Annotated in this window: 17 protein-coding genes; 4 read left to right on the top strand and 13 right to left on the bottom strand. The window is 33.8% G+C overall.

What is annotated here, in order from left to right:
* Positions 1 to 322 precede the first annotated feature (322 nt).
* Positions 323 to 502, top strand: a complete 180-nt coding sequence (locus AC1RRQ_RS12990; RefSeq protein ID WP_493023459.1) for a hypothetical protein — start codon at positions 323 to 325, stop codon at positions 500 to 502.
* A 167-nt stretch (positions 503 to 669) separates the two neighbouring features.
* A complete protein-coding gene (locus AC1RRQ_RS12985) occupies positions 670 to 2,268 on the top strand; it encodes a tetratricopeptide repeat-containing sensor histidine kinase (RefSeq protein WP_493023458.1) in 1,599 nt (532 codons plus the stop codon).
* Positions 2,269 to 2,347: 79 nt separating this feature from the next.
* Here the strand turns inward: AC1RRQ_RS12985 and AC1RRQ_RS12980 are convergent, their stop codons facing one another.
* Complete coding sequence (locus tag AC1RRQ_RS12980; RefSeq protein ID WP_493023457.1) at positions 2,348 to 2,881, bottom strand: 5' nucleotidase, NT5C type; 534 nt, start codon at positions 2,879 to 2,881, stop codon at positions 2,348 to 2,350.
* Between the two features lie 90 nt (positions 2,882 to 2,971).
* Between AC1RRQ_RS12980 and AC1RRQ_RS12975 the strand changes: the two genes are divergently transcribed.
* Positions 2,972 to 3,721 (top strand): DeoR/GlpR family DNA-binding transcription regulator, encoded by a 750-nt coding sequence (locus AC1RRQ_RS12975; protein ID WP_493023456.1) that lies wholly within the window; start codon positions 2,972 to 2,974, stop codon positions 3,719 to 3,721.
* A gap of 177 nt (positions 3,722 to 3,898) precedes the next feature.
* Here AC1RRQ_RS12975 and AC1RRQ_RS12970 read toward each other — a convergent pair whose 3' ends face one another.
* The 9 genes from AC1RRQ_RS12970 to AC1RRQ_RS12930 form a co-directional block, all read right to left on the bottom strand.
* Positions 3,899 to 4,453 carry a hypothetical protein gene (locus AC1RRQ_RS12970; RefSeq protein ID WP_493023455.1) on the bottom strand — a complete coding sequence of 185 codons (555 nt, stop codon included), beginning with the start codon at positions 4,451 to 4,453 and terminating at the stop codon, positions 3,899 to 3,901.
* A 1-nt stretch (position 4,454) separates the two neighbouring features.
* On the bottom strand, positions 4,455 to 10,931 hold the full coding sequence (locus AC1RRQ_RS12965) for an RHS repeat-associated core domain-containing protein (protein WP_493023454.1): 6,477 nt from the start codon (positions 10,929 to 10,931) through the stop codon (positions 4,455 to 4,457).
* Between the two features lie 9 nt (positions 10,932 to 10,940).
* On the bottom strand, positions 10,941 to 11,390 hold the full coding sequence (locus AC1RRQ_RS12960; protein ID WP_493023453.1) for a T9SS type A sorting domain-containing protein: 450 nt from the start codon (positions 11,388 to 11,390) through the stop codon (positions 10,941 to 10,943).
* Between the two features lie 143 nt (positions 11,391 to 11,533).
* Complete coding sequence (locus AC1RRQ_RS12955; protein WP_493023452.1) at positions 11,534 to 12,574, bottom strand: S66 family peptidase; 1,041 nt, start codon at positions 12,572 to 12,574, stop codon at positions 11,534 to 11,536.
* A gap of 113 nt (positions 12,575 to 12,687) precedes the next feature.
* Entirely contained in the window at positions 12,688 to 14,127 is a 1,440-nt protein-coding gene (locus AC1RRQ_RS12950; protein WP_493023451.1) for a TolC family protein, read from the bottom strand.
* Entirely contained in the window at positions 14,120 to 17,287 is a 3,168-nt protein-coding gene (locus tag AC1RRQ_RS12945) for an efflux RND transporter permease subunit (RefSeq protein WP_493023450.1), read from the bottom strand. The genes AC1RRQ_RS12950 and AC1RRQ_RS12945 overlap by 8 nt, the downstream gene beginning before the upstream one ends.
* A 120-nt stretch (positions 17,288 to 17,407) precedes the next feature.
* Positions 17,408 to 18,490 (bottom strand): efflux RND transporter periplasmic adaptor subunit, encoded by a 1,083-nt coding sequence (locus tag AC1RRQ_RS12940; protein ID WP_493023448.1) that lies wholly within the window; start codon positions 18,488 to 18,490, stop codon positions 17,408 to 17,410.
* Between the two features lie 178 nt (positions 18,491 to 18,668).
* Positions 18,669 to 19,043 carry a hypothetical protein gene (locus AC1RRQ_RS12935; RefSeq protein WP_493023447.1) on the bottom strand — a complete coding sequence of 125 codons (375 nt, stop codon included), beginning with the start codon at positions 19,041 to 19,043 and terminating at the stop codon, positions 18,669 to 18,671.
* Positions 19,044 to 19,217: 174 nt separating this feature from the next.
* Complete coding sequence (locus tag AC1RRQ_RS12930; RefSeq protein WP_493023446.1) at positions 19,218 to 19,625, bottom strand: GNAT family N-acetyltransferase; 408 nt, start codon at positions 19,623 to 19,625, stop codon at positions 19,218 to 19,220.
* A gap of 164 nt (positions 19,626 to 19,789) precedes the next feature.
* Here AC1RRQ_RS12930 and AC1RRQ_RS12925 point away from each other — a divergent pair, with 164 nt between their 5' ends.
* Positions 19,790 to 20,353: a putative outer membrane beta-barrel protein gene (locus AC1RRQ_RS12925; RefSeq protein ID WP_493023445.1), complete on the top strand. Its 564-nt coding sequence runs from the start codon at positions 19,790 to 19,792 to the stop codon at positions 20,351 to 20,353.
* Positions 20,354 to 20,416: 63 nt separating this feature from the next.
* Here the strand turns inward: AC1RRQ_RS12925 and AC1RRQ_RS12920 are convergent, their stop codons facing one another.
* The 3 genes from AC1RRQ_RS12920 to AC1RRQ_RS12910 all read right to left on the bottom strand — a co-directional run bounded on the left by AC1RRQ_RS12920 (position 20,417) and on the right by AC1RRQ_RS12910 (position 23,444).
* Positions 20,417 to 21,034, bottom strand: coding sequence for a hypothetical protein (locus AC1RRQ_RS12920; protein WP_493023444.1), 618 nt, complete (start codon positions 21,032 to 21,034; stop codon positions 20,417 to 20,419).
* A 134-nt stretch (positions 21,035 to 21,168) separates the two neighbouring features.
* Positions 21,169 to 21,561 carry an ACT domain-containing protein gene (locus AC1RRQ_RS12915; protein ID WP_493023443.1) on the bottom strand — a complete coding sequence of 131 codons (393 nt, stop codon included), beginning with the start codon at positions 21,559 to 21,561 and terminating at the stop codon, positions 21,169 to 21,171.
* 11 nt (positions 21,562 to 21,572) lie between these two features.
* On the bottom strand, positions 21,573 to 23,444 hold the full coding sequence (locus AC1RRQ_RS12910) for a M1 family metallopeptidase (RefSeq protein ID WP_493023442.1): 1,872 nt from the start codon (positions 23,442 to 23,444) through the stop codon (positions 21,573 to 21,575).
* Positions 23,445 to 23,527 lie beyond the last annotated feature (83 nt).

Raw genomic sequence — 23,527 nt, 5'->3', positions numbered from 1 at the left:
GTATTTTGTTTGAAGGAATTTTTGGGAATCCCGGGAAAACGCGGGAATTCTGGGAATCCCTTTCCTACAAAGGGCTCAAAGCGCCTTTCCTTTGCTAAAGAATTAGTTGACGTTTTATCTGCAGCATAAAACAAAAGCATAAAACTAGTTTAAATAAATAGTGTAAAAATTCGTAAGACCGAGTTTAATCGGGAAGTATAAATAACGTCTTGCGGATTCTACACGATTACTTCCCCAAAAATCAATTTGGTATTGCGATTGAAAAATTCTGGTTCAAATCCGGACAGCAATACTCATGTCTAATTTTTTAAACTAAATCAAAATGAAAAAGATAACCTTATTTATAGCATTCACATTATTGTTCACACTATTTTCTTGTACTCCAGACGAGTACGAAACTCAACCAAAACAGAAAATAGAAAAAATAGATGGTCACGCTGGTTCTGACAAACCTGATGGTCCTGGTGATAGTGGAACAGGTACACCGCCGCCAAAACGATAATAAATATATATTTTTAGTATCTAATTAATTACTATTTTCGGGGAAAGTAAATTTATATGTTACGGTCCCCGTTTTTTTATTTTATTATACTTCTTTTTCTTTTTTCTTGTCAGGAAAAAAAGACCGTTAATATTAATAGTGATTCTACACGAGAAGAGGCACTTAGTTTGCGAACTAAAGCAATTGAAAATTACGAAAAACAAAATTTCAACTCCTCATTTTACCAGTTTAATAAATCTAAACAACTTTATGAAACTTTAAAAGACACTGCTAATATTGGGTATATACTTATTCAAATAGCATGTATTCAGCAAGTCAATGGAGATTACTATGGCAGTAAGGAGACCATGACCGAAGCATTACCTTACGTTAAAAACAATATCATTTATATTGCTGCTATAAATAATCGATTAGGCATAGCTGATAAAGAACTCGCCCTTTATGATGATGCTATTTATTACTATAAAAAAGCTGCTAATGACTTAGCAGATCCTATCGAGAAGCAAAGCCCTTTAAACAATATTGCGGCAGTTTATATTCAGCAAAAAAAATATAATGCGGCAATCATTATTTTAGAATCCCTTTTAAACAATAAAACATTAAATGGGAAAACTTCAGAAATGCACAAATCTTCATTTCGAGATAACTTAGGTTATGCTTATTTTAAAAATGGAATGGACGAAAAAGGATTCCATTTAATGAATGAGGCACTCCAACGAAGACAAGAAATTAAAGATACTTATGGAAGTATTGAAAGTTATCTTCATCTTGCTGATTATTATTCAAAAAAAGACGTTCAAAAATCAGACGAAAATGCTCTGGTAGCTTACAATATTGCTACCAAACTAAATAGTGTCGATGAAAGATTAGAGGCACTTCAAATTCTAATTTCTAACAATCACAGCGCCCAAGACAGTAAATATGTGCAAAGGTATTTTACTTTAAACGACAGTATTATTAAAGTCAGAAATAATTTTAAAAACAAGTTTGCTAAGATTAAATATGATGCTAAAAAAGAAAAAGATGAGAACGCAAAACTTCGTTTAGAAAAAGCAGAAAATCTCTTAGCACTTCAAAAGGCTACCTATACGCGAATTGTATTTGTTATTCTTTTTATTTTTCTAGTGATATTAATAGCAATTTTAATACGCTATTATAAGAATAAAAATAAGGCCATAGAATTTAAAACTTCCTATAATACTGAAACCCGTATTGCTAAAAAAATCCATGATGAATTAGCAAATGATGTATTTAATGTCATTGCTTTTGCTGAGTCTCAACCTTTATCTAAAGAAAGTACTAAAGAGAATTTACTCCAAAAGTTAGATGACATTTACAGTCGTGTGAGAGGGATTTCTAAAGAAAATAATAAAATTGAAACCGGTGCAGCTTTTACCAAAAGCATAAAAGACATGCTTTCGACTTACAATACCAGAGAAAGAAATATCATGGTTACCAATTTAGAAAACATACACTGGGAAACGGTTGATGAAGTAAAAAAGATCGCCATAAGCCGAATTTTACAAGAATTAATGGTGAATATGAAAAAACACAGTCAGGCCAATCTTGTGGTAATAAAATTTGACAGTGATCCTAAATCAATCTTAATAAATTATACGGATAACGGTAAAGGCTGCGAAAAAACAGAAATGGTAAAAAACGGTCTTCAAAACATGGAAAGCCGTATTCAGGCAATTAAAGGAAATATTGTATTTGACACGGAACCTGATAAAGGTTTTAAAGCCAGGATTTCTATGCCTAAGTAACAATAATACAAAAGCCTTTCAAGATATTCTCGAAAGGCTTTTTTCTTCAAAAAACAAGTAATATTATAACCTCTACAGCTTATAATGTTTCGTTTAAAATGGCAACTGCCTCTTTCCAGTTGTTTACCCTTACATGGTGGGTCTGGTTTATATTATGAAATGCTGTAAACATAATAGGTTTCCCCATACAGTAATCCAGGTTTTTACAATGATCATCGATTAAATAATCGGTGTTGATAATTCTTTTGCTGCCGCATAAAACAATGTTTTCCCATTTAATAAAAGGAAAATGTTCGCCAAGCCAAGCCACTTTTTCGGCAAGCGAAATTGGAAATTCCGTAGCGGCTGAAACGATAAAAATTTCAAAATTCTTTTGAAGCTCCCGCAGACTTTCAACTGCATCCGGCATAACAGGAAGACTTCTAAAAAAGTTGCCTTTATTTAAAATTCCGTGCAAAAGCTCTCTTCCTTTAAAAGCTTCTTCTTCGCTTAATCCCTGAATTCCCTCTTTCGAAAGGTTCATTCCGTATTCTTTATTAAATTGTTCAATCAATTGGGTTTCTATATCGGCTAGCACCCCATCCATATCAACTGCAATGGTTTTCTTTTTCATGGCTACATTTATTTTGCGGTAAAATTATGCAAAAATTGCATAATATTGCAATTTTTAACTTATTTTTGCAATATAAAACCGCAAGTAAAAATGAAAAAGGAAGAACGTCAAAAAACTATTTTAGATTATTTATCTAAGGAACACCGTGTTACGTCAATAGAATTGAGTGAATATTTAAGTGTTTCTGAAGATACTATCCGCAGGGATCTGAAAGAACTTTCAGATCAGGGACTTTTAAAAGCAGTTCGCGGCGGTGCGGTTGCCCCTTCTCCAATTCCACTGCATTACAGAAAAAGAGAAAAACACGATATAGAAAGCAAAAAAATTATTGCCCAAAAAGCAATATCCTATTTAAAAGACGGTCAGGTTGTGTTTATTGACGGAGGAACAACTTCGCTGGCTTTAGTAGCAAGTTTCCCTTATGATTTAAAAATAACCGTTATTACAAACAGTTTTCCGGTGGCGTTATTAATCGAAGATTTGCCTAATATTGATTTAATTTTTGCCGGCGGAAAAATGTGCAAAACTTCATTTGCAACTTCGAGTATTGAAACGATTGATTTCTTTAGAAATTTTAGAGCAGACGTCTTCATTTTAGGAATCTGCAGTATTCATCACGAACGTGGTATTACGGGAATTTTATACGACGATTCTATGCTGAAAAAGAATATGATTCAGAACTCCAATTTTGTCATTGCCTTAAGTTCTATCGAAAAAGTTGAAACTGCTGAGTCTTATTTTGTCTGCCCAATAAAAGATATTGATGTATTGGTTACTAATGTTTCTCCAGACGATGAAATCCTGAAAGTTTATAAAAATACCGGTTTGACTATTCTTTAATTTTATAACTTTTATCTAGACAATGAGTTAACATTCATCTAGTGCAATGGAACCTTCTAAAGGATGGAAAATGTTCTGAGATTCCTTTAGCAGTAATTGTAAAACCAATTATTTAAAAACAACAAAAAAGCCTTTCGGAAAATTATAATTCTGAAAGGCTTTTTAATATTTATATTATTACCAATCCGGCTTATAATGTTCCATCTTTTCAACTTTTACCTTAGACCAGAATGACTTTCCATTATAATCTTTTGTTTCCTCCAAAGAAAATCTTCCTGTTGGTTGTTCATAAAAAATAATATTACCATCTGAATTAACCTCTCCAAAATAATCAATAAGAATACCCCCATTTATATTTTTAAACATATTGATTTTTATTTTTTTTCCTTCAATATAATAATAACCTGGAATACCTATGTTCTTATTATTAATCATCTCTAAATTGGGCATTCCATTGTTATATATAAACAAAACTTGCCCTTTTGAAAAAAATCTTACAAACCTGTAATTTTCTTTTTTAATTTTTATGTCATCCCATTTATTGTAAGTAGAATCCATTATGTATATACAATTTGTATCAATAGCAGATTTACTCATTTTTTTATACTCCAATTTATTATATTTAAATTTTGTAGAATCATATAAACGATACCCTCCCTCAGTTGTAATGTAATATTTTACATTACAACAACAAAACAAAAATAAACTTGATATTAGTATAAAATTTTTCATGCTAATAGAATAAGTAATTAGAATTAAAGCTTCCTGAATAATTGTATGCTTTAGATGATAAACCTCTATCTGGAAAATACGGTGTAATAAACCCTTTTTGTCTATGAATCCAATTTTGTATGCTGTGAAGTCTTTTTTCACTGTTATGCCCATAAAAACTAGCCTGCCCCTTATAAATAACTCCACCATACATTGTCCCAGCTCGTAATTGTGGCATAATTTCATTTTTATGCATACCACGTCCATCTAATGCGTAAGGATTTCCTCCAATAGCATCCTCACCAAATGCATCTCCAGTCATCATACTACCTCCAAAAGCAAGTGTTAAATCGCTATTGACTTTATAAGTAGCTAATAGTCCTCCGGTCCTGTATCGATCTCCATGATCTCCCAAATAATCTTCATCCACTCTCAATGTAAAATCACCTGCCAATATACTGATTGCTGCTACACCTTGTCCCGTTTTTCCACCAAAAGAATTATACGAATATCCTATACCATAATTGGCGTGACCATCATTGTAAGCTAAATACCCACCATAATTATAAAACTTACTACCACCAGATGATTCTCCTAAACTACTAGTCCCGGAATTATACCCAAAACCAATGCTTGCACCTAATGCTACATCGCCAATTTTCGCGTCGGCATTTAAACTCGCTCCTACATTGAAACCACTAGTTCCAAAACCAATCATAGGAGAAATACCTAAATTAAATCCACTTGATTCATATAAAGGCATACTAGGCATAAATTTATTAAGCTGTCCAATTCCTGCACCTAAAAAAGCTCCACCCACAGTTGTTGCACCGCTAGTAAGGCCACTTATTGCTCCCATACCTGCGGACATTGAAATCTGACTAATATTCATCTTTCCGTTATTTTTAATTAAATCTACACCAACATTTATTGCGGCATATATTAGCGGAACAAACCACACAAACTCTCCACTTTGGTCAGTATAAACTAATGGATTATTCCAGCAATACCCATAACGATTAAAATTCTGAGTATTAAAAGGATCTTGCACAAAATTATCAGGCTGTAAAAAACGATGCAGTTTAGGGTCGTAAATACGCCCGTTCATGTTAATGAGCCCTACACTTTGCAAATGTTCATGCCCCGTGTACCCTCGATCTAAAATCGTTAATCCTGCAAGGTTATTTCCTGCGCCATCCTGTACACTTACAATTGCACCCCAGGCATCAAACAATCGTTTTTCGAGTATGGCTCCGTTAGCATCGGTAATAGCTACTATTGACCCCTGATAATCTCTTTGCAGATATAAATAATCCTGTGTTGTACCATTGCCGTTGCTTTTTAGCACTATAGGCGCAGAGTATCCATCTCCGCCTATATAAGTAATAAACTCAAAAGTATTAGTTGTTCTGTTCTCCTTAATTTCCATACTGCCATCAGCAGAATAGTATTTACGTAAGGGTCTCTGGACTTTATCGTCCTGAAGTCCTCCATAAAACATTGCCGTACGACTATTATTATCGTTGTAATCAAAACTTATTTTATCAACTCCAGCTTCTTCAATTTGTACAGGACTTTTAAATGCATTATAAGTTATATTTTGCAGCGGCTTTGCTGTATAATAAGATAGTGCTTCGGGCGAAACTGTAATAGAACTGTTCTGATAAGGTTTACCTGTTATAGTATAACTGTATGTTCCTAAATTGTTTTGTGTAATCCTGCCCTGATCATCATATAATTGTTTTTCCTGTACACCTTGTGCATTGGTAAACTCTGTTAAGCGGTCTTGTGCATCATACTTAAAGCTTTCGTTTCTATTAAAAAGGCTGTTTGTTCTGCTGGTCAGATTACCTCTTTTAGCATCAAAAACCGTGTTTAAAGTTAAAATATTGGATGAACCTGAAGTTTTATCGTATTTAAACTGAGACGCTAAACCGTAAGTATCGTATAAGTTCGTTATCGTTATTGGACCATTTAGTGCCTCTTTAAGCTGACCTCTTGCATTTACAATATTGGTCTGCCATAAAACAGCATTAGTCGTATTGTCTAATATCTGCCAATGAGAACCGTTTTTATACGTGTTTTTTATGGTTTTTGAACTAGATTTTCCTCCTGCTGAGGCTGTTGAAGTTTCAGTATTTATTCGTCCGAAATCGTCATACTTAAATTCTTTTGTAAACACTGCGTATGGTGTTGTTTCTACTGTAGTACTGATTCTTTTTGAATCATCATAGGTAAACGAATTCAAAATTGTATTAGAACCATTACTTAAATCATCAAACTTACTGCCTGACAATAACTTGCTTGAAGAATCATAAGTATAGGTTGTTACGGAATTTGTAAGTGTTCCATTGATTGTTTTTTGCTTGACTTTACCAGAAGCAGGATCTAAAATATACGTTGTCGTTCCGTTAGGCGTAGTTTCGCTTGTTGTCTCTCCAAATGCATTGTAAGTGTAGGTATAGGTTCCCGCTGAAGCATCTACCAATTTTGTTTTTCTTCCCCAGCCGTCTTGTGATATCGTTGTTTTTACACCTCCATACTCTGATTCTTTTAGATTTCCATTAGCAAAATAAGTGTACTTAATATTCCCGCCTGGTGTATCTGTCATAGACACTACATTTCCTATTGCATTTTTGACAGAAGTTTTCGATTTTGTGCCATCGCTTACTGTTGTGGTAAGTCCTGAATAAGTAATATCTGTTATTTTTCCAGTAAAGGACGTATTCTGAATAACTCTGCCATAGACATCATACTTAGTTTCATTCCACTGCGTTCCCGATGACCCAAAATAAGGTTCGCTTACCTTATTGTTTCTGTCCTGAATATCATATTGATAATCTACATAAGCAAAAGTGCCCATTATGTTTTTGCTTCCTACTCTTATTTTTCTTCCTAAATCATCGAATGTCTCTTCATTAACACTGCCGTCTTCAGCGGTAGAAGTAACAATTGTTTTTGTTCCGGAACGTGTATATACATAACTATTCTTTTTTCCTAAATAGTCTGTTGTTGTTGTTTTTTTGAACCATGAATCGTATAAATAAGACGTAGTTAATCCGTAAGGATTTGTTTCGGATTTTAATGTTCCATCTATATTATAAACATAAGTGGTAGATAAACTTTCAATATCTGTACTGCTTGTTAAAAAACGTCCCGAAGAGTCATATCCATAACTGGTAACTCTGGCTGGAAGTCCTGATGCTGTAATTGTTTTTTGAGTAATATTCCCAAAAGCATCATATACATTATCTTCAACAATAAAATCTGTATTTGTTCCTTTTTTCTTGACTTGAGTCAGCAGATTATTTTGATAAAAATACAATTCTTCAGAGGTCATAACATCTCCAGAAATCGTAATGCTCTGGTTTTTCCCCGAAGGTCTGCCTGCTACATAAGGAGATGCAGTTGGCGGGTTATAACTAATAGTTGAGACTGTAGTTTGAACCGTACCGCCTGATTCCTTTAAAAGCGTTGTAGACTTTGAAGGATTATAATCAGCATCATACTCTATAGAAGTTTCTGAACTTGTATTATCCAGACCATTGAATTGTTTGGTCTTGCTGTTTTTAATCTTAAAAACTTTATTAGATGATAATTCACTATCATAAAAAAACAATGATTTCGTTATAAAATCTGTAGGCGTGTTTACAGATGTACCTGTGTTAGCATCTTCATTTATTTTAGCTGAGAATGTGCTGCCCGATTTTATCCAGCTGTCAGGTTTTAGAGTAATACTCTGCGTAGCCACCAGATTCTCCGAACCTGATACAGTGTAGTTATCTTTTACAATTGTACTTGAAATAATTACTGCATTAGGATTTGGCAGTAGCGGAGTATGCAGTCCTAATACAGTATAATTTTCTACATTGGCTCCTCTTAAACTTATATCATTTTTTGATAAGGTGGAAATTATATCTGAGCCATTATCGCCATGCCAATTTGTTTTTGAAGTAGAACGAAATCCTAGAAATCCAAGTCCTTCTGTATTTGAAACTGCTCCAGAATAAAAATAAAGTTGTTTTTTGTAAACACTTTTATCTTTATTTTGTTTTTCGAGCATCGATACAATCTTAAAACCAGGAACGGCTATAATATCAATATTGGGAAAAGTTTCGTTTAAAGCCGTTGGTGTGTAGATAGGTTCGTAAGGATCTTGCTGTAAATTTTTATATGTAATTGTCTCTTTTACTTCATTACCATTTGTAATGTCTTTTACCAAGACATCTATTCGATTGTCTTTTGGACTATTAAAAGTAAGTATAGCATTATCATTTATTAAACTAAACTCTAAATTCCTGTTTATTTGGTTATGATTAGTAAATACAGGAATTGGATCTCTTCTAATTCCTGTAGTTTGAATAGCCGTATTAAGCATTGAGAAAGTTACAGCAGTATTTGTAACTGATTTATTCTCAAAAAGTGTTAATCTTGAGTATACCGGCTCACCTTCTGCTTTATAATTACTGCTTTGAGCTACTGTAAGGTTCTGTGTAAACAATATATCTGTTTTCCCATCACCATTGTAATCATTAGCAATATAGTTCTTTTCATTTAAGCAATAAGGATATCTGGTAACTCCTTGTGGGTCTAATTCTGCATAAGTACCAAAATTTGCCAGCTCATATGTTAAGCCAATTCCGCTGTTTATTTTATTAAAATTAGTACCAGTAGCCAGATAAAAATTCCAGCTGTCCTGACCGACACCATTAGGAATTACAAAATCTATTTTTCCATCACCATTATAATCTCCAAATAAGATAGGTCTGTCAAGAACAATACCTGCATCACTAGATGTATTTTGATATAATAAAACCAGTTTGTTATCTTTATCTAACTTATAAACTTTTATATAATTAGGCTCGAAAACATAAATATCAGATTTACCATCTCCATCAAAATCAGCGACGAATAATTTTGAACTAGCTATGTTATTAATTACCACGCTTCCTATACTCTCAGGCTCATTTGAAGTAATGCGTCTGTCTAAATTGAACAAATAAGCTTTGCCTCCCTGATAAAGAGGTCGTTGATATTCGGTAGTATGATTTCCAAAATTACAGACCCTCATATCATAATAAAAACTTTTTTCTACTGCTATAACATCTGTTAACCCATCACCATTAAAATCTCCGCTGATATACTCCATTGGAATATTTTCCACTATTACTCCAGTATAATCCTTAGGATCACAATAGGACCAGTTAGAAGCTTTTGTTACAGTTTTACTAAAGTTATACTCTTTCTCATAATGTTTAAAAGTAGCAGATGTTGATCCAACTCCATGTACTGATAATATACATTTTGTATCTGTTCTCTTTAAGATTGTCCAGCCTTGCGGTAAAAGTTTACTATTTGAACTTAAAAATGAAGCAGGGAAAATACTCTCAAATGTTCCAACATTATCTACTGCACCAGAGTTATTTGTTCCTGATCTTATATTAGAAAATAAAGTATATTTATTTTTTAAACCCGCTATTTTTGAATACAATATAATATCTGTCTTTCCATCATCATTAAAATCCCCGGATATATAATCTGTATTTGAATAATTAATTCCAGAAATTCCAAGCGGAGCAGGTACTCCAACTTTTAATGGAACATCACTAATAGTAGTATCATAATTAAATTTAGTGGGAGTATAACTCTTTGTATTATCACCACTTTTTTCTGTTAGGGTTTTTAATCTCTGATAACCTAAAGAGGTTTCCTCAGGCTCTAAAACATAATTTCTAAAGCCTACTCCGCTGCCAATAACATTAATCTCTTTCAGTATTCTATTTCTAATCGTAGTTACTCCTCCTATAAAAGAATGTTCTACTCTCTTTCTTGCAACATAATTAAACTTAATTTCATTTATTGATGCTATACTTGCAGTACCTCCATACTTTATCGAAGCTATTTCTAAAATATTATTGGATGAAGAGTAAGTATAATTAATCCTAACTCCTTGCGGATTCTCCCAATAAGTAATTGCCCAATCTGTAATAGAACGAGAGTCTGTAGAGTTTCCATAATTGGCTTTAGATCCATCGGGATATTCTACGATAAAATAAGCTGGTCCATAATTTGAGCCGCTTGGATGAACACCATAAGAAGTAATTTTAACATTTGAAAAATTCTCTGTTTCGTATACCGCGCCATTTTTCACTATCAATCGCTGCCCATCTAAAGCAAAACGATCTAGAGCATTAAAATCAACCGGATCTATTACGTTATCATGATATTTAGTAGCCGGAATACGAGTAATAGCAGAAATTCCTGAGACATTCCAGCCAAAACCTGCCATTCCATTTCCTCCCTGACTATTATAGGCTAAACTAATTTGTGGCACAACCCCATTAATTCCGGGAGGAACTGCAATTGGAATTGTATAAGTTGCAGCGCCAGATAAAGAAACAGATAATTGACCTTCGGTAATACCAACCTCAGAAGAAGTTTGTGCGCTAACAAAAAAATTAAAAAAGAAAAAAGATAATACAAAGTAAAGATTCTTCATACCTATAGCTTATTGTTTGATGATTTTAATAGATTTTTCTCCTCCGTCTTTATACGAAAGCAAAACCAAATAGACTCCAGAAGGGTAATTTTGAAAAGGAATATTTAAATTATTAATTCTCTCATTTCCCTGATATGTATTTAAAACCTGACCTGTTACTGAGTATATGTGAACTCTCGATACATAATTATCATTAGTTAACTGCCATTGCAGATAAAGTTCTTCTTTTACAGGATTTGGATAATAAGAAATAACATCTTCTGTTGAAAATTTCAACAAATCATCTTCTGTCAGTGCGGCAATTTCTTTAGGCAAATCATCGACTTTTTTACTGGCGCAATTCAGGCACAACTCTCTTTTTATCTGATTTCCTGCACTATCATAATTAAATGTAACTTTTGTCTGAGCAGTTACTGCAAAACAAAAAAATAAAAAAACAATAAGTAATTTTTTTCTCATATGGCTAGCTTTATAGTATTTCTTACAAAAATGAGGTTAATATTTTAGAAACTGAAATAAATTTTGTTAAATAGAATAATAAAAAAAGCCTTTCAGAATTGTAATCTCCTGAAAGGCTTTTTAATATTTATAAACGTGTTATATTATTCTGTCACACCGTTTTCTAAAATACTAAACGTTTTATTTACAGAATCTATTTGTGCTAATGCACCAAACGGGATGGTAAAGGTTGGACAGGTATGACCAAAGTCCATTTCGGTAATAATAGCCAAATCAGTGAGGTTTTCTTCTTTCATAATTTTAAGAATCTCATCATTATATTCTTTGGCATATTTTAAATCGTACGGACGACCTAAAATAATGCCTTTTATACGATGTAAAATACCTTGTGCAGCGTAATTTCTTAACCAATATCGCAGCGCTCTTGGTTCGACCATATTTTCAGAAGTCTCTAAAAACAATATACAATCATTCCATTCTTCTGCAGAAGGCCAAAATTCTGTTCCTTTTAAAAATTCTAAAACGTCTAAACAGCCTCCTATTAATCTTCCTTCTACTTTTTCTTTTCCCTGCAAAAAATTCCAACCGTGAGATTCTGTCAGTTTTCTTTTTGTATTGGATAATGAAGTATCAAACCAATCCAGATATTCTGTTGTCCAGCCTTCTTTATTCGGCATAATTTCTCTTACAGGTTCTGCAGAAAACAATGTTCTTTTAATATCCTGAATTTGATAATCGTGCATGCCGCAATTTTCGGCAAATCCTACCAAAAGCGACGTACCATAAAAAGAAGTCAGTCCTGCTTTTAAACAAGCAAAATGAGTGATTGTTGAATCGGAGAAACCTAAAAATATTTTCGGGTTTTGTGCTATTACATTTAAATCTAAAAAAGGCAGAATCCTAACGCTGTCTTCTCCTCCAATATTGGTAATAATCGCTTTAATAGATTGATCTAAAAAGGCGCCCATTAAATCTTCTGCACGTGCTTTTGGATTGTTATAAATCCATTCTGCGGATTTTAAAGCATTTTTAGTTGCTGCAACCTCTAGTCCAAACACTTTCTGAAGTTGTTTTTTTCCAAATTCATATCGGTGCGGTAATTCTCCGGCGCCTCCCCAAGAAAGTGATATTACCGCAACTTTATCACCTCGTTTTAATGCCTTTGGTTTAATAAGGGTCTTCATAAAATAACTTTTGAAATACAAATATACTGAAGTAAAACCTTTTCAATCTAAACTGAAAAAGCCTTTTAAGATTACTCTCAAAAGGCTTTTTCGCTACAAATTAACAGGCAATATTATTTCCATCCGCCTCCCAGGTCTCTATAGACATGAACTGCAGCATTTAATTGTTCTTTTTTAGTATCTATTAATTCCAATTTAGCTTCTAATGCATCACGTTGTGTCATTAAAACTTCAAAATAGTCTACTCTAGCCGATTTAAACAAGTCATTCGAAACGTCAATTGATTTATTTAAGGCGTCAACTTGCTGCGATTTTAAATCGTACCCTTTTTGCAGGTTATCTATTTTAGAAAGCTGTGTTGAAACTTCTAAATAGGCATTTAAAATCGTTTTATCATAATTGTACAATGCCTGAAGCTGTCTTGCATTGGCACTAGAAAATTCTGCTTTAATTGCATTTCTATTAATAAGAGGTGCAGCAAGATCTCCGGCTAATGAATATAAAAGAGATTCAGGAAATGTAAACAAATAAGATGGTTTAAAAGCCTGAACTCCAAAAGCAGCCGAAATATCCAATGAAGGATAAAATTCTGCACGAGCAACCTTAACATCTAATTTTGCAGCAACTAATTCTAATTCTGCTTGTTTAACATCAGGACGATTTGTTAATAATTGAGATGGAATTCCAGAGTTTACAACTGCAGGAAGCAAATCTGTAAAATTGGTTTTATCTCTTTTGATATCCTGCGGATAACGTCCTAACAAAAAGTTGATTTTGTTTTCGTTCTCTTTAATTTTCTGTAAAATATCAAACTCTAAGCTTTTAGAAGTTAAAACCTCAGCCTGGAATTTCTGAACTCCAAGTTCTGTTGCTCTTGCTGCTTGTTTTTGAATTTTTACAATTTCTAAAGCATTAGATTGTAATGTAATAGTTTGTTTTACAATATCCAGCTGACTGTCTAAAGCCAATAACTCGTAATAATTATCAGCGATTTCGGCAATAAGGTTTGTAATTACAAAGTTTTTACCTTCTACTGTAGCTAAATAACGGTTTACAGCGGCTTTTTTAGAATTACGCAGTTTTTTCCAGATATCGACTTCCCAGTTTGCATAAGCTGCAATCGTGTAATCCGGTAACGGATCCGGAGTTTCAACTCCCGGTTTAATTTCTGTCGTCGCATCACCCGCACCTTGGCTGGTGTAACGGCCTACTTTTTCGATTCCCGCACCAGCGCGAACTCCAACTGTTGGCAGTAAAGCTCCTTTACGAACTCTAATATCATTCTTTGCAATTTCAATTTCCTGCAAAGTCATATTTAATTCCTGATTGTTTTTCAGGGCAATATCTATAAGTTCTACCAGGTTTTGATCTTTAAAGAAATCTTTCCATTTTAAAGCAGAAGTATTGTTTGTGTCCTGGGATTTTACGCTTCCAAATGCTTCAGGAACCGGAGCACTTGTACTTGCTGTTTCAGCTGCAGGAGCTTTACATCCTGCCACGGCAAGACATAAGCCCAATGCAATACTGTATTGATATGTTTTAACTTTATACATGATTGTTATCAATTTCTTCTGTTAATGGATTTTCTTCTTCATGTTTTACCAATTTGTGTTTTTCGGCAATTTTGGCAAAAATGAAATACAAGCCAGGAATTACAAATACACCGCAAATAGTTCCTATAAGCATACCTCCGGCAGCTGCTGTACCAATAGTTCTGTTTCCAATTTTACCCGGACCTGTTGCAAATGTAAGCGGCAATAATCCCGCGATAAAGGCAAACGAAGTCATCAAAATTGGACGGAACCTTGCTTTTGCACCTTCCATTGCGGCATCTAAAACTGACTTACCGGCTGCGTGTCTTTGTATCGCAAACTCTACAATCAATACGGCATTTTTACCTAGTAAACCAATAAGCATTACCATGGCAACCTGAGCGTAAATATTGTTTTCTAATCCTGTTAGTTTTAATAAAAGGAATGCTCCAAAAATACCTGCAGGTAATGAAAGAATAACTGATAATGGCAGAATAAAACTTTCATACTGTGCTGCTAATACCAGATAAACGAATCCTAAACAGATTAAGAATACCCAAATAGCCTGATTACCCTGAGCAACCTCATCGGCAGAAATACCTGCCCAGTCAATGTCATATCCTCTTGGTAATTTTTCAGCAGCAATTTTCTGAATTACTTTAATCGCTGTACCAGAACTATAACCCGCAGCCGGTGAACCACTAATTTGAGTTGAGGTATACATATTATGACGCGTAATTTCTGAAAGTCCGTATACTTTTTCTAATTTCATAAAAGCAGAAAAAGGCACCATTTCATCACGATCGTTTTTCACATACAATTTCAAGATATCATCCGGCTGTGCACGATATTCCGGCGAAGCCTGAACGATTACTTTATAGTTGATACCGAATTTGATAAAACTGATCTCATAGTTACTTCCTACAAGAGTTGACAAAGTATTCATCGCATTTTCGATAGAAACTCCTTTTTGCTGTGCCAAGTCATTGTCGACTTTCATCATGTACTGAGGGAAACTAGAACTATAGAAACTAAATACGTTTGATAATTCCGGTTGTTTGTTCAATTCAGCAACAAAATCGTTATTTACCTGTTCCATTCTCTTATAATCAACAGAACCGGTTTTGTCTAACAAACGAAGCTCAAATCCTCCGGCAGCACCATATCCAGGTACAGCAGGCGGTTGGAAAAACTCGATATTCGCTCCCGTAATATCTTTACATTTTTCCTCCATATCATGCATAATCTCGACAACAGATTCTTTTCTGTCACTCCAGTCTTTCAAGTTAACCAAACAAGTTCCCGAGTTGGCTCCTGTACCTTCAGAAAGGATTTCGTAACCAGCTAATGAAGAAACTGATTTTACTCCGTCGATATCTTCTGCAATTTTCTGAACTCTCTCGGCAATATTGTTAGTTCTCTCTAAAGATGAACCTGGAGGTGTTTGAATTACTGCATAAAACATTCCTTGATCCTCATTCGGGATAAATCCTGAAGGAACAGTACTGCTTATTAACCATGTTCCGGCACAGAAACCTAAAAGTGCCACAATAGTAACGACTCTTCTGTTTACAATTTTACCTAATAGATTTTGATATTTACCTTGTGCTAAGTTGAACTTTTCGTTGAAAGCATCTATAAATCTATTTGCAGGTGTTTTCTTTTTAGGCTGATTATGATTGTTTTTTAACATCATCGCACAAAGTGCCGGCGTTAATGTTAAAGCCACAATACCCGAAAGGATAATCGCAGTTGCCATAGTTACAGAGAACTGTCTGTAGAAAACTCCCACAGGACCTGACATAAATGCAACCGGAATAAATACCGCCGCCATCAAGAAAGTAATTGCAATAATTGCCCCCGCAATTTCGTGCATCGCTTTTTTAGTCGCTTTAAATGGCGAGAGATGTTCCTCTTCCATCTTGGCGTGAACGGCTTCGATAACCACAATCGCATCATCGACGACGACCCCAATTGCTAATACTAAAGCGAATAATGTAATTAAGTTCAATGAAATATCAAAGAATGTCATGAACACAAAGGTTCCTACCAGCGATACTGGTACCGCAATTGCCGGAATAACTGTAGAACGCCAGTCTCCTAAGAAAAGGAATACTACTAAACCAACTAAGATAAAGGCTTCAACAAGCGTATGAATTACTTTTTCGATAGAAGCGTCAAGGAATTTAGAAACGTCATACGAAATTTCATAATCCATTCCTTTTGGAAATCTCTGTTTGATTTTTTCAAGTTTGGCTTTAACCTCTTCAATAACCTGATTCGCGTTACTACCAAATGATTGTTTTAATACAATAGCGGCAGATGGTCTTCCATTCAAATTAGAATAGATATCGTACATCGAGCTTCCAAATTCAACTTTAGCAACATCTTTCAAACGTAAAAGTTCTCCGTTTGGATTTGCTTTTACTACAATATTCTCGTATTGTTCTTTTGTTGTAAAACGTCCAGAATATTTCAATACATATTCAAATGCTTGTGAACGTTTACCAGAACTTTCTCCCGTTTTACCTGGAGAAGCCTCCAAACTCTGACTAGATAATGCTTCCATTATTTCATCAGCAGAAATTTTATAAGCTAACATACGATCTGGTTTCAACCAAATACGCATTGCATATTCACGTGTTCCTAAGATATCTCCAGAACCAATACCATTTACCCTTTTCAATTCAGAAAGTACGTTGATATCAGCATAGTTATATAAGAACTTCATGTCGGTATTTTTGTCTGTACTGTAAAGATTCACGTACATCAACATACTCGGCACTTCTCGGGTAATTTTAATACCCTCTCTAATTACTAAAGGAGGTAGTTTATTAGTAACCGAAGCCACACGGTTCTGAACGTTAATTGCTGCCTGATTTGGATCTGTTCCTAAGTTGAACACCACTTTAATAGTAGCCTCACCATCGTTACCAGCATCAGAAGCCATATATTTCATTCCCGGTACTCCGTTTAAGGCTCTTTCCAAAGGAATAACAACCGCCTTAATCATCAACTCACCGTTAGATCCAGGATAATCTGCGGTAACATTCACCATTGGAGGTGAAATGGTAGGGAACTGAGTAATTGGTAAATTTAATACCGACAAAACCCCTAAAAAGACAATTATCAGCGATATTACTATCGACAATACAGGTCTTTGTATAAATTTATTAAACATTTTTATATTTTTTTAATGATTAAACCAAAAGAAAATCAATATGTTCTTGCACATTTTACAGTTTCAAAATAAACTGAATACTAATCCCGATAGCTATCGGGAGCGACTGAACACTAAAATTTACTCTGCTTTTAAGCGCAGGTTATTGATTACCTTTTTAGGAGATTCAAATTCGTATTTAATTTTGTCGTTTTCTTTTACTTTCTGAACACCTTCAAGTAAGATTTTATCACCTTCACTAAGTCCGCTTTTGATTACATACAAATCAGGGATTTCTCCTGTAATTGTGATTTCTCTAGAGCTTACTTTATCATTTTTATCAACTATAAAAACATATTTTTTATCCTGAATTTCGTAAGTCGCTTTCTGTGGAATTACAATAGCATTTTTAAGCGGCACCATCATTTGAACCTGCCCTGTTTCACCATTTCTAAGCAATTTCCCTGAATTTGGGAATCTTGCTCTAAAGGCAATATTTCCGGTTTCATTGTTAAATTCACTTTCTATAACCTCAACATTTCCTTTTTCTTTAAAAAGCTCACCGTTAGCCAAAACTAAATTCACTTTGTTATCTGCACGGTCTTTAATATGCGTTTCATAACTAATATATTCAGGTTCAGAAACATTGAAGTAAGCAAACATTTGACTGTTGTCTGAAAGACTTGTCAATAATTCGCCTTCATCGATAAGACTTCCTAATTTTAAAGGAATTCTGTCGATTGTTCCGTCAAACGGAGCTCTGATTTCGGTAAAAGATAAATGAAGTTTTGCCAGTGCAACCTCAGCTTTTGCAGATTGCAATTTTGCCTGAGCTACACTTAATTCGTTTTTAGAAACGATATTTTTATCAGCCAGTAATTTTGAATTTTGTAATTCAATTTCTACTGATTTTTGCTCTGCCTGTGCTTTAAGCAATTCAGACTGATACATATTAGGCATGATTTTGAATAACAGCTGTCCTTTTTTTACAAATTGTCCTTCGTCAACATATATATTTTGTAAAAACCCTTTTTCCTGGGCGCGCAATTCGATATTTCGAACCGATTTTATTTGTGAAACGTATTCTTTTGTAAATGAAGTATCGATTTTTATCGGATTCGTAACCGTAAATTTTTCAACTTCTTCTTTTTCTTCTTTTTTTGATGTACAGCTCGTTAAGCACACCAAGGCCATTAAGCCTGTGAACACAATGATTTTTTTCATGATTTAGTTTGGAAATTAAGCGATTGAATGCTTTTGGAATTAAAATTCCTTTTGGATGTTAAAATGCATCAGTCAGCCTTTGCCCAGACCTAACTTTCATATAAGCAGAAGTAGAAAAAATATACAACAGCAAGATACGCAGAGATCAAAACTCAGGTAACCGATGTATATTATAAAATCAAATTCTTAATACTCTCTGAGTAATATAGATAGGATTTGAATGCCCAAAGAAAGGCGTAGAAATTTTTAAACGATTGGAATCATTCGCTGCAGACTGATCTGAAAGTGCCAGATACAAAGTGTCTACCAAACTATACGAAGCAGCAAAAAACTTATTCGTAAGTAAACCGTTATCATCACTGCCCAGAAGATCTTCTTCTAAATCAACATCGGCATCTTCAATAATTGAGCTTCCGCGATCCTGACTTGTAAATTTAACTCTGTGTTTCTGTGCAAGATGATGATTATGAGAAAAAGTATTCGCATTGAGATATTGGCCTCCGCCCAGCAGAAGCAAATTCATAAATACTAGAAATACTATTAACTTTCTCATTTGGGTGCGAAAGTAGTAAAAGTATTAAAACAAAAAAAGAATTTTTAACAAGGTTTAACAGTTATATAAAACGAAAACGTTTTCATCCATTTAATATTCATTTTTTTTATTAAAAAACTTACTTTTTTCGACGCTTGAAAATGTATACACTTAAAAACCAATAGGTTAATTTATTTACAAAAATATAATTTCCATGATCGTAAATTCTTGTCCAGCTTTGTTAAAAGTCTTAAAAGTGTCTTTCATTCCAAATTTTTCATAAAAAGACTTCTTATTTGCTCGTGCATTGCACCAGACTTTTTCTAAATGTTTTTCTTTTGCAAATTGTAAAATGTGGTTTAAAAGATGCGAAGCAATTCCTTTTCCCTGAAACTTTTCTAAAGTTGCCAGTTTTCGAAACTGCATTTCTTTTCCTTCAATAAAGCAGGAAACTATCGAAACTAAAGTATCGTTTTCGAAAACACCAAAATGAAATCCGGAATTGTCTTCTTCTAACTGTACAAATTCAAAAGGCTGGTCCGGCCACATTACTTCGTGTCTTATCTTCCATGTATCTGAGGCATTAATTTCTTTAATCTCCATTTTTACTATCTTTCTAGTTACCTCAAAAGTAATGCATTTCATTTTCAATTAAAAAACCTAAAATACTTACTTGTATTTATTTACAAAAAATAAATACAGATAAATCTTTCATTTTAAAGCTTTTATATCTATTTTTATATCATCTAAAAACAAATAACTGCATTATGAAAAAACTCTTCCTTGCCTCTTTTTTGTGCATTTGTATGAACGGATTTGCACAATTAATTCAAATTGGCCCTCAATTTTCTTCTAATATTACTTCTGTCAATGCAAAAAATTTCAGCTCGGATCATACCAATACAGGAATTGGTTTTGCAGGATTTGCACGTGTTAATCTTTTACTTTTTTATGCACAGGGTGAATTTGGTTATGCAAAGTCAAATTTTAGTGTTTACCAAAACGGAATTGGCGAAACCGAATTTGAACTGGCAGGAACAGATGCTTCTTTAATTGCAGGATATAAATTACTGCCGCTGGGCAAACTTGGAAATGTACGATTGTTTGTGGGATATAACTGGAAAAATTATTCGGATATTAAAACCAGTAATAATCTCAATTATATTGCATTAGAAAAAAATAATCACAGTATACTGGGAGGCGTTGGCGTAGATGTCTGGAGATTTACTCTTGATGTAAGATATCTTGCCGGGCTAACTGATATTGACAGTTCCAGCGGTGAAATAAAAACCGGGGTTACCAATATTTCTCTCGGATTTAAATTCTTGTAAAACGGATATAAAAAAGGAATCTAATTTTTTTAGATTCCTTTTTCATTAATTTCAAAAGCAAGTTTATAATTCTTTTTTATAATAAACTTCCTGATTATCCTGTGTAATTTTTTCGACTCCATTTTGTCCTTGTTTGGCAATATTAATTAAGTGCAAAACTTTAGATTTATCATCAATGGTACAGTTCCATACAGAACCGTCTGATAAAATAATAGCAGAATACAATGCATCAGATTTGTCTATATTGTAGTAAACTAAATCTTCTGTTTTTATCAATTTTTTTACTTTGGTTTTTCGATCCTGCTCATAAAACAAAATTTTATTATCGTTTACTTCTAGTACTTCGTCAAAATCTTTGTTTTTAAAATTTTCACTTGCATTAAGTGTCCAGCTTGGCTTATCGCCGGTCATTAGCCAGGATCCGTTTACTTTTTCTAAAATTTCTTTTCTTAAAATTTCTTTCAGGGTATCTAGCTTTTTCATAGACTCCTGTCCTATTTCATTATCTGGCTTAATTCTCGAAGCAATTGAAAATTGATCCAGTGCGTTTACAAAATCTGACTTCTTGTAGTAGGAAACAGCCAAGTCGTATTTGTTTTTTTGGAATTTGGTCTTGGAATCATTTTGTGCTGCAATATTCAGCGAAAACAGCAAAATGATAAGAATTAAATAATTTTTCATCGATTTGTGGGTGTTTTTTTATTTTTACAAACGTATTAAAATTTTCTTACAAAAGCTATTTCACCCATAGTTAAAAAAAGAAACCGCCTATTAAAAGCGGTTTTTAAAACAATTCATTATCGGAAAAATCATTATTATCTTGAGAATGAATTTAGAATCTGCAGGGCTTTTTCGGTATCATTTTTATTTACAAAAATATGATCGTGATAAAACGCAGCTACCACATTACAGCTTATTTCATGATCTGAAAGTGCTTTTGAAAAAGCTGCCGTTAATCCTACTGCCTCGAGCGAAGAATGTACCGAAAGTGTTATCCAGGACATTACAATAGTATATTCCAGATCTAATTTTTCGGCAATTTCTTTTTTAAGAATCAACGTTACGGCCTCTTCTTCTCTAAAAATCATGTCGATATTATCTAAATCCAGATTTTCTAATTTTTCTACTTTGCAAAAAACATAATCACCAGATTTGTGTTGAGGTTTCATGCTTTTGAGCAATATCTGTAAATCTTTTTCTCCTGACATTTTATCTTTCTTTAATTAGTTGACCACGTATTGTTGTTTGGCGTTGCATCCAGAAAAATACCGCCGTCAAGTGTAACTTTTTTAATTTGTTTTTTGGTATTAATTGCTACTCTTGCTGTTTTTTGGTTTTTCTCCCAAACTGCCGGAGTTTGATGAAGCGTTTCTGTTGAGTTATCTGCATAGACCACATTTACATCAAACGGAATCGCAAAACCTCCCGTATTTGCTACAGAAACAATGTTTTTTGAAACTTCTTTTACCGAAATATCAATGTAGTTATTGGTAAAGAACCAGTTATTAAAAAACCAGTTCAGGTTTTTTCCTGAACCTGTATTCATCGAGTTAAAATAATCCCACGGAATTGGGTGTTTTCCGTTCCAGGTATCCATATAATGATGAAGCGATTTTTTGAACAAATCATCTCCAAGCATATCTTTTAAAGCTAAATAAGAAAGAGAAGCTTTTCCGTAAGAGTTGTTTCCGTAACCTGCACCCGAAACTTGTGTAGACATCGAAATAATAGGCTGATCTTCTTCTGTAGATAAATCGTTGATGTAATGTTCTACTCTAAATTTTTTATAAAATTTGTCGGCGGCTTCTTTTCCGTGTTCGGCAATTCCAATTAAATATTCAAAAGTAGTGGCCCAGCCTTCATCCATAAAGGCATAACGGGTTTCGTTGATTCCCATAAAAAACGGAAAATAAGTATGTGCTACTTCGTGATCCTGAATTAATTGTGTCAATACTGGATCTCCAATTTGCGAATCGTTACACATCATTGGGTACTCCATATCTGCAAAACCCTGAAAAGCTGTCATTTTAGAAAACGGATATGGAATTCCCGGCCAGTTATTAGAGAAATAGTCTAAAGCAAACTGATTGTTTTTAACCGAGTTTACAAAATCAGTTCCTTTAATATCATAAGCAGCCTGAATACTCGCGCGACGGTTTGTTTTTTTATCGACTAAAACACTGCTTGCATCCCATAAATAATGATCGCTTAAACCAAAACAAACATCAGAAATATTATTGGCTTCAAATTTCCAGATATTCCAATCATTTTGTTTGGTTACAATACCGCTTTTCATTTCCTGCTCGTTTGCAATATGCAGAATTTCATCTGTTATATATGACTTTTTAAGACGTGCAGCAAACTCCGGCTGTAAAACCTCATCTGGATTTAAGAAATCTCCCGTTGCGTAAACTACATAGTTTTTTGGTGCTTTTACCGAATAAGTATAGTCGTTAAAGTCATTGTAAAATTCCTGACGATCTGTGTGAGGCAATTTATCCCATCCGTTATAATCATCAAAAACAGAAACACGAGGATAACTGTAGGCTACGAAAAAAGTAGTTTCGTCTATTTGTCCTTCTCTGCCGCTTTCTTTAGATAATGGATAATTCCAATCGATGTTAATCGTTACTTTAGAATGAGGTGCAATTGCTTTTTTTAGTTTTACAGTTCCTACTGTTCCCCAGCCTTTGGCATCTTCTTTATAAACTTCATTATCAACTTTTAGTGTTGTAATGGTTAATCCGCTGCTTAAAAAATCATCGCTTACCTCTCCGCTTCTTGGCGAGGAAGGTTTATGCAGATTATTTACAAATCGAATAACAAGATTATCTAATGAATTGTTACTGTTGTTTTCGTAAACAATAGTTTCAGTTCCGCTTACTATTTTTGTTTTGGCATCTACGGTAATATCCATTGTATATTTTCCGTGATTCTGCCAATAGTTTTTTCCCGGTTTTCCGTCCATAGAACGAGTTCCTTTTTGGTAAGCCTCTTTTATATTTCTAGGCATATAAAGTTCTTGCGCAAAGCCTGTCTGCGTCAGAAACAAAAAAGCAATAAATGCAAAATGAAATACTCTTTTTTTCATAAGCTGGTTTTTGGTTTGATAATTTTAACTGATTTATATATGACCCGTTTTTTAAAATAATGTTACAAAACTTTATAAAATTA

It is taken from the genome of Flavobacterium sp. GW821-FHT12A05, assembly GCF_058807735.1.
The sequence above is the reverse complement of the archived record's forward strand: the minus strand, read 5'-3'. Positions and strand labels throughout refer to the sequence as shown.

Coding starts and splice junctions, on each gene's coding strand:
- AC1RRQ_RS12990 (WP_493023459.1), top strand. CDS start 323: ATGAAAAAGATAACCTTATTTATAGCATTCACATTATTGTTCACACTA.
- AC1RRQ_RS12980 (WP_493023457.1), bottom strand. CDS start 2,881: ATGAAAAAGAAAACCATTGCAGTTGATATGGATGGGGTGCTAGCCGAT.
- AC1RRQ_RS12975 (WP_493023456.1), top strand. CDS start 2,972: ATGAAAAAGGAAGAACGTCAAAAAACTATTTTAGATTATTTATCTAAG.
- AC1RRQ_RS12970 (WP_493023455.1), bottom strand. CDS start 4,453: ATGAAAAATTTTATACTAATATCAAGTTTATTTTTGTTTTGTTGTTGT.
- AC1RRQ_RS12965 (WP_493023454.1), bottom strand. CDS start 10,931: ATGAAGAATCTTTACTTTGTATTATCTTTTTTCTTTTTTAATTTTTTT.
- AC1RRQ_RS12960 (WP_493023453.1), bottom strand. CDS start 11,390: ATGAGAAAAAAATTACTTATTGTTTTTTTATTTTTTTGTTTTGCAGTA.
- AC1RRQ_RS12955 (WP_493023452.1), bottom strand. CDS start 12,574: ATGAAGACCCTTATTAAACCAAAGGCATTAAAACGAGGTGATAAAGTT.
- AC1RRQ_RS12950 (WP_493023451.1), bottom strand. CDS start 14,127: ATGTATAAAGTTAAAACATATCAATACAGTATTGCATTGGGCTTATGT.
- AC1RRQ_RS12945 (WP_493023450.1), bottom strand. CDS start 17,287: ATGTTTAATAAATTTATACAAAGACCTGTATTGTCGATAGTAATATCG.
- AC1RRQ_RS12940 (WP_493023448.1), bottom strand. CDS start 18,490: ATGAAAAAAATCATTGTGTTCACAGGCTTAATGGCCTTGGTGTGCTTA.
- AC1RRQ_RS12935 (WP_493023447.1), bottom strand. CDS start 19,043: ATGAGAAAGTTAATAGTATTTCTAGTATTTATGAATTTGCTTCTGCTG.
- AC1RRQ_RS12930 (WP_493023446.1), bottom strand. CDS start 19,625: ATGGAGATTAAAGAAATTAATGCCTCAGATACATGGAAGATAAGACAC.
- AC1RRQ_RS12925 (WP_493023445.1), top strand. CDS start 19,790: ATGAAAAAACTCTTCCTTGCCTCTTTTTTGTGCATTTGTATGAACGGA.
- AC1RRQ_RS12920 (WP_493023444.1), bottom strand. CDS start 21,034: ATGAAAAATTATTTAATTCTTATCATTTTGCTGTTTTCGCTGAATATT.
- AC1RRQ_RS12915 (WP_493023443.1), bottom strand. CDS start 21,561: ATGTCAGGAGAAAAAGATTTACAGATATTGCTCAAAAGCATGAAACCT.
- AC1RRQ_RS12910 (WP_493023442.1), bottom strand. CDS start 23,444: ATGAAAAAAAGAGTATTTCATTTTGCATTTATTGCTTTTTTGTTTCTG.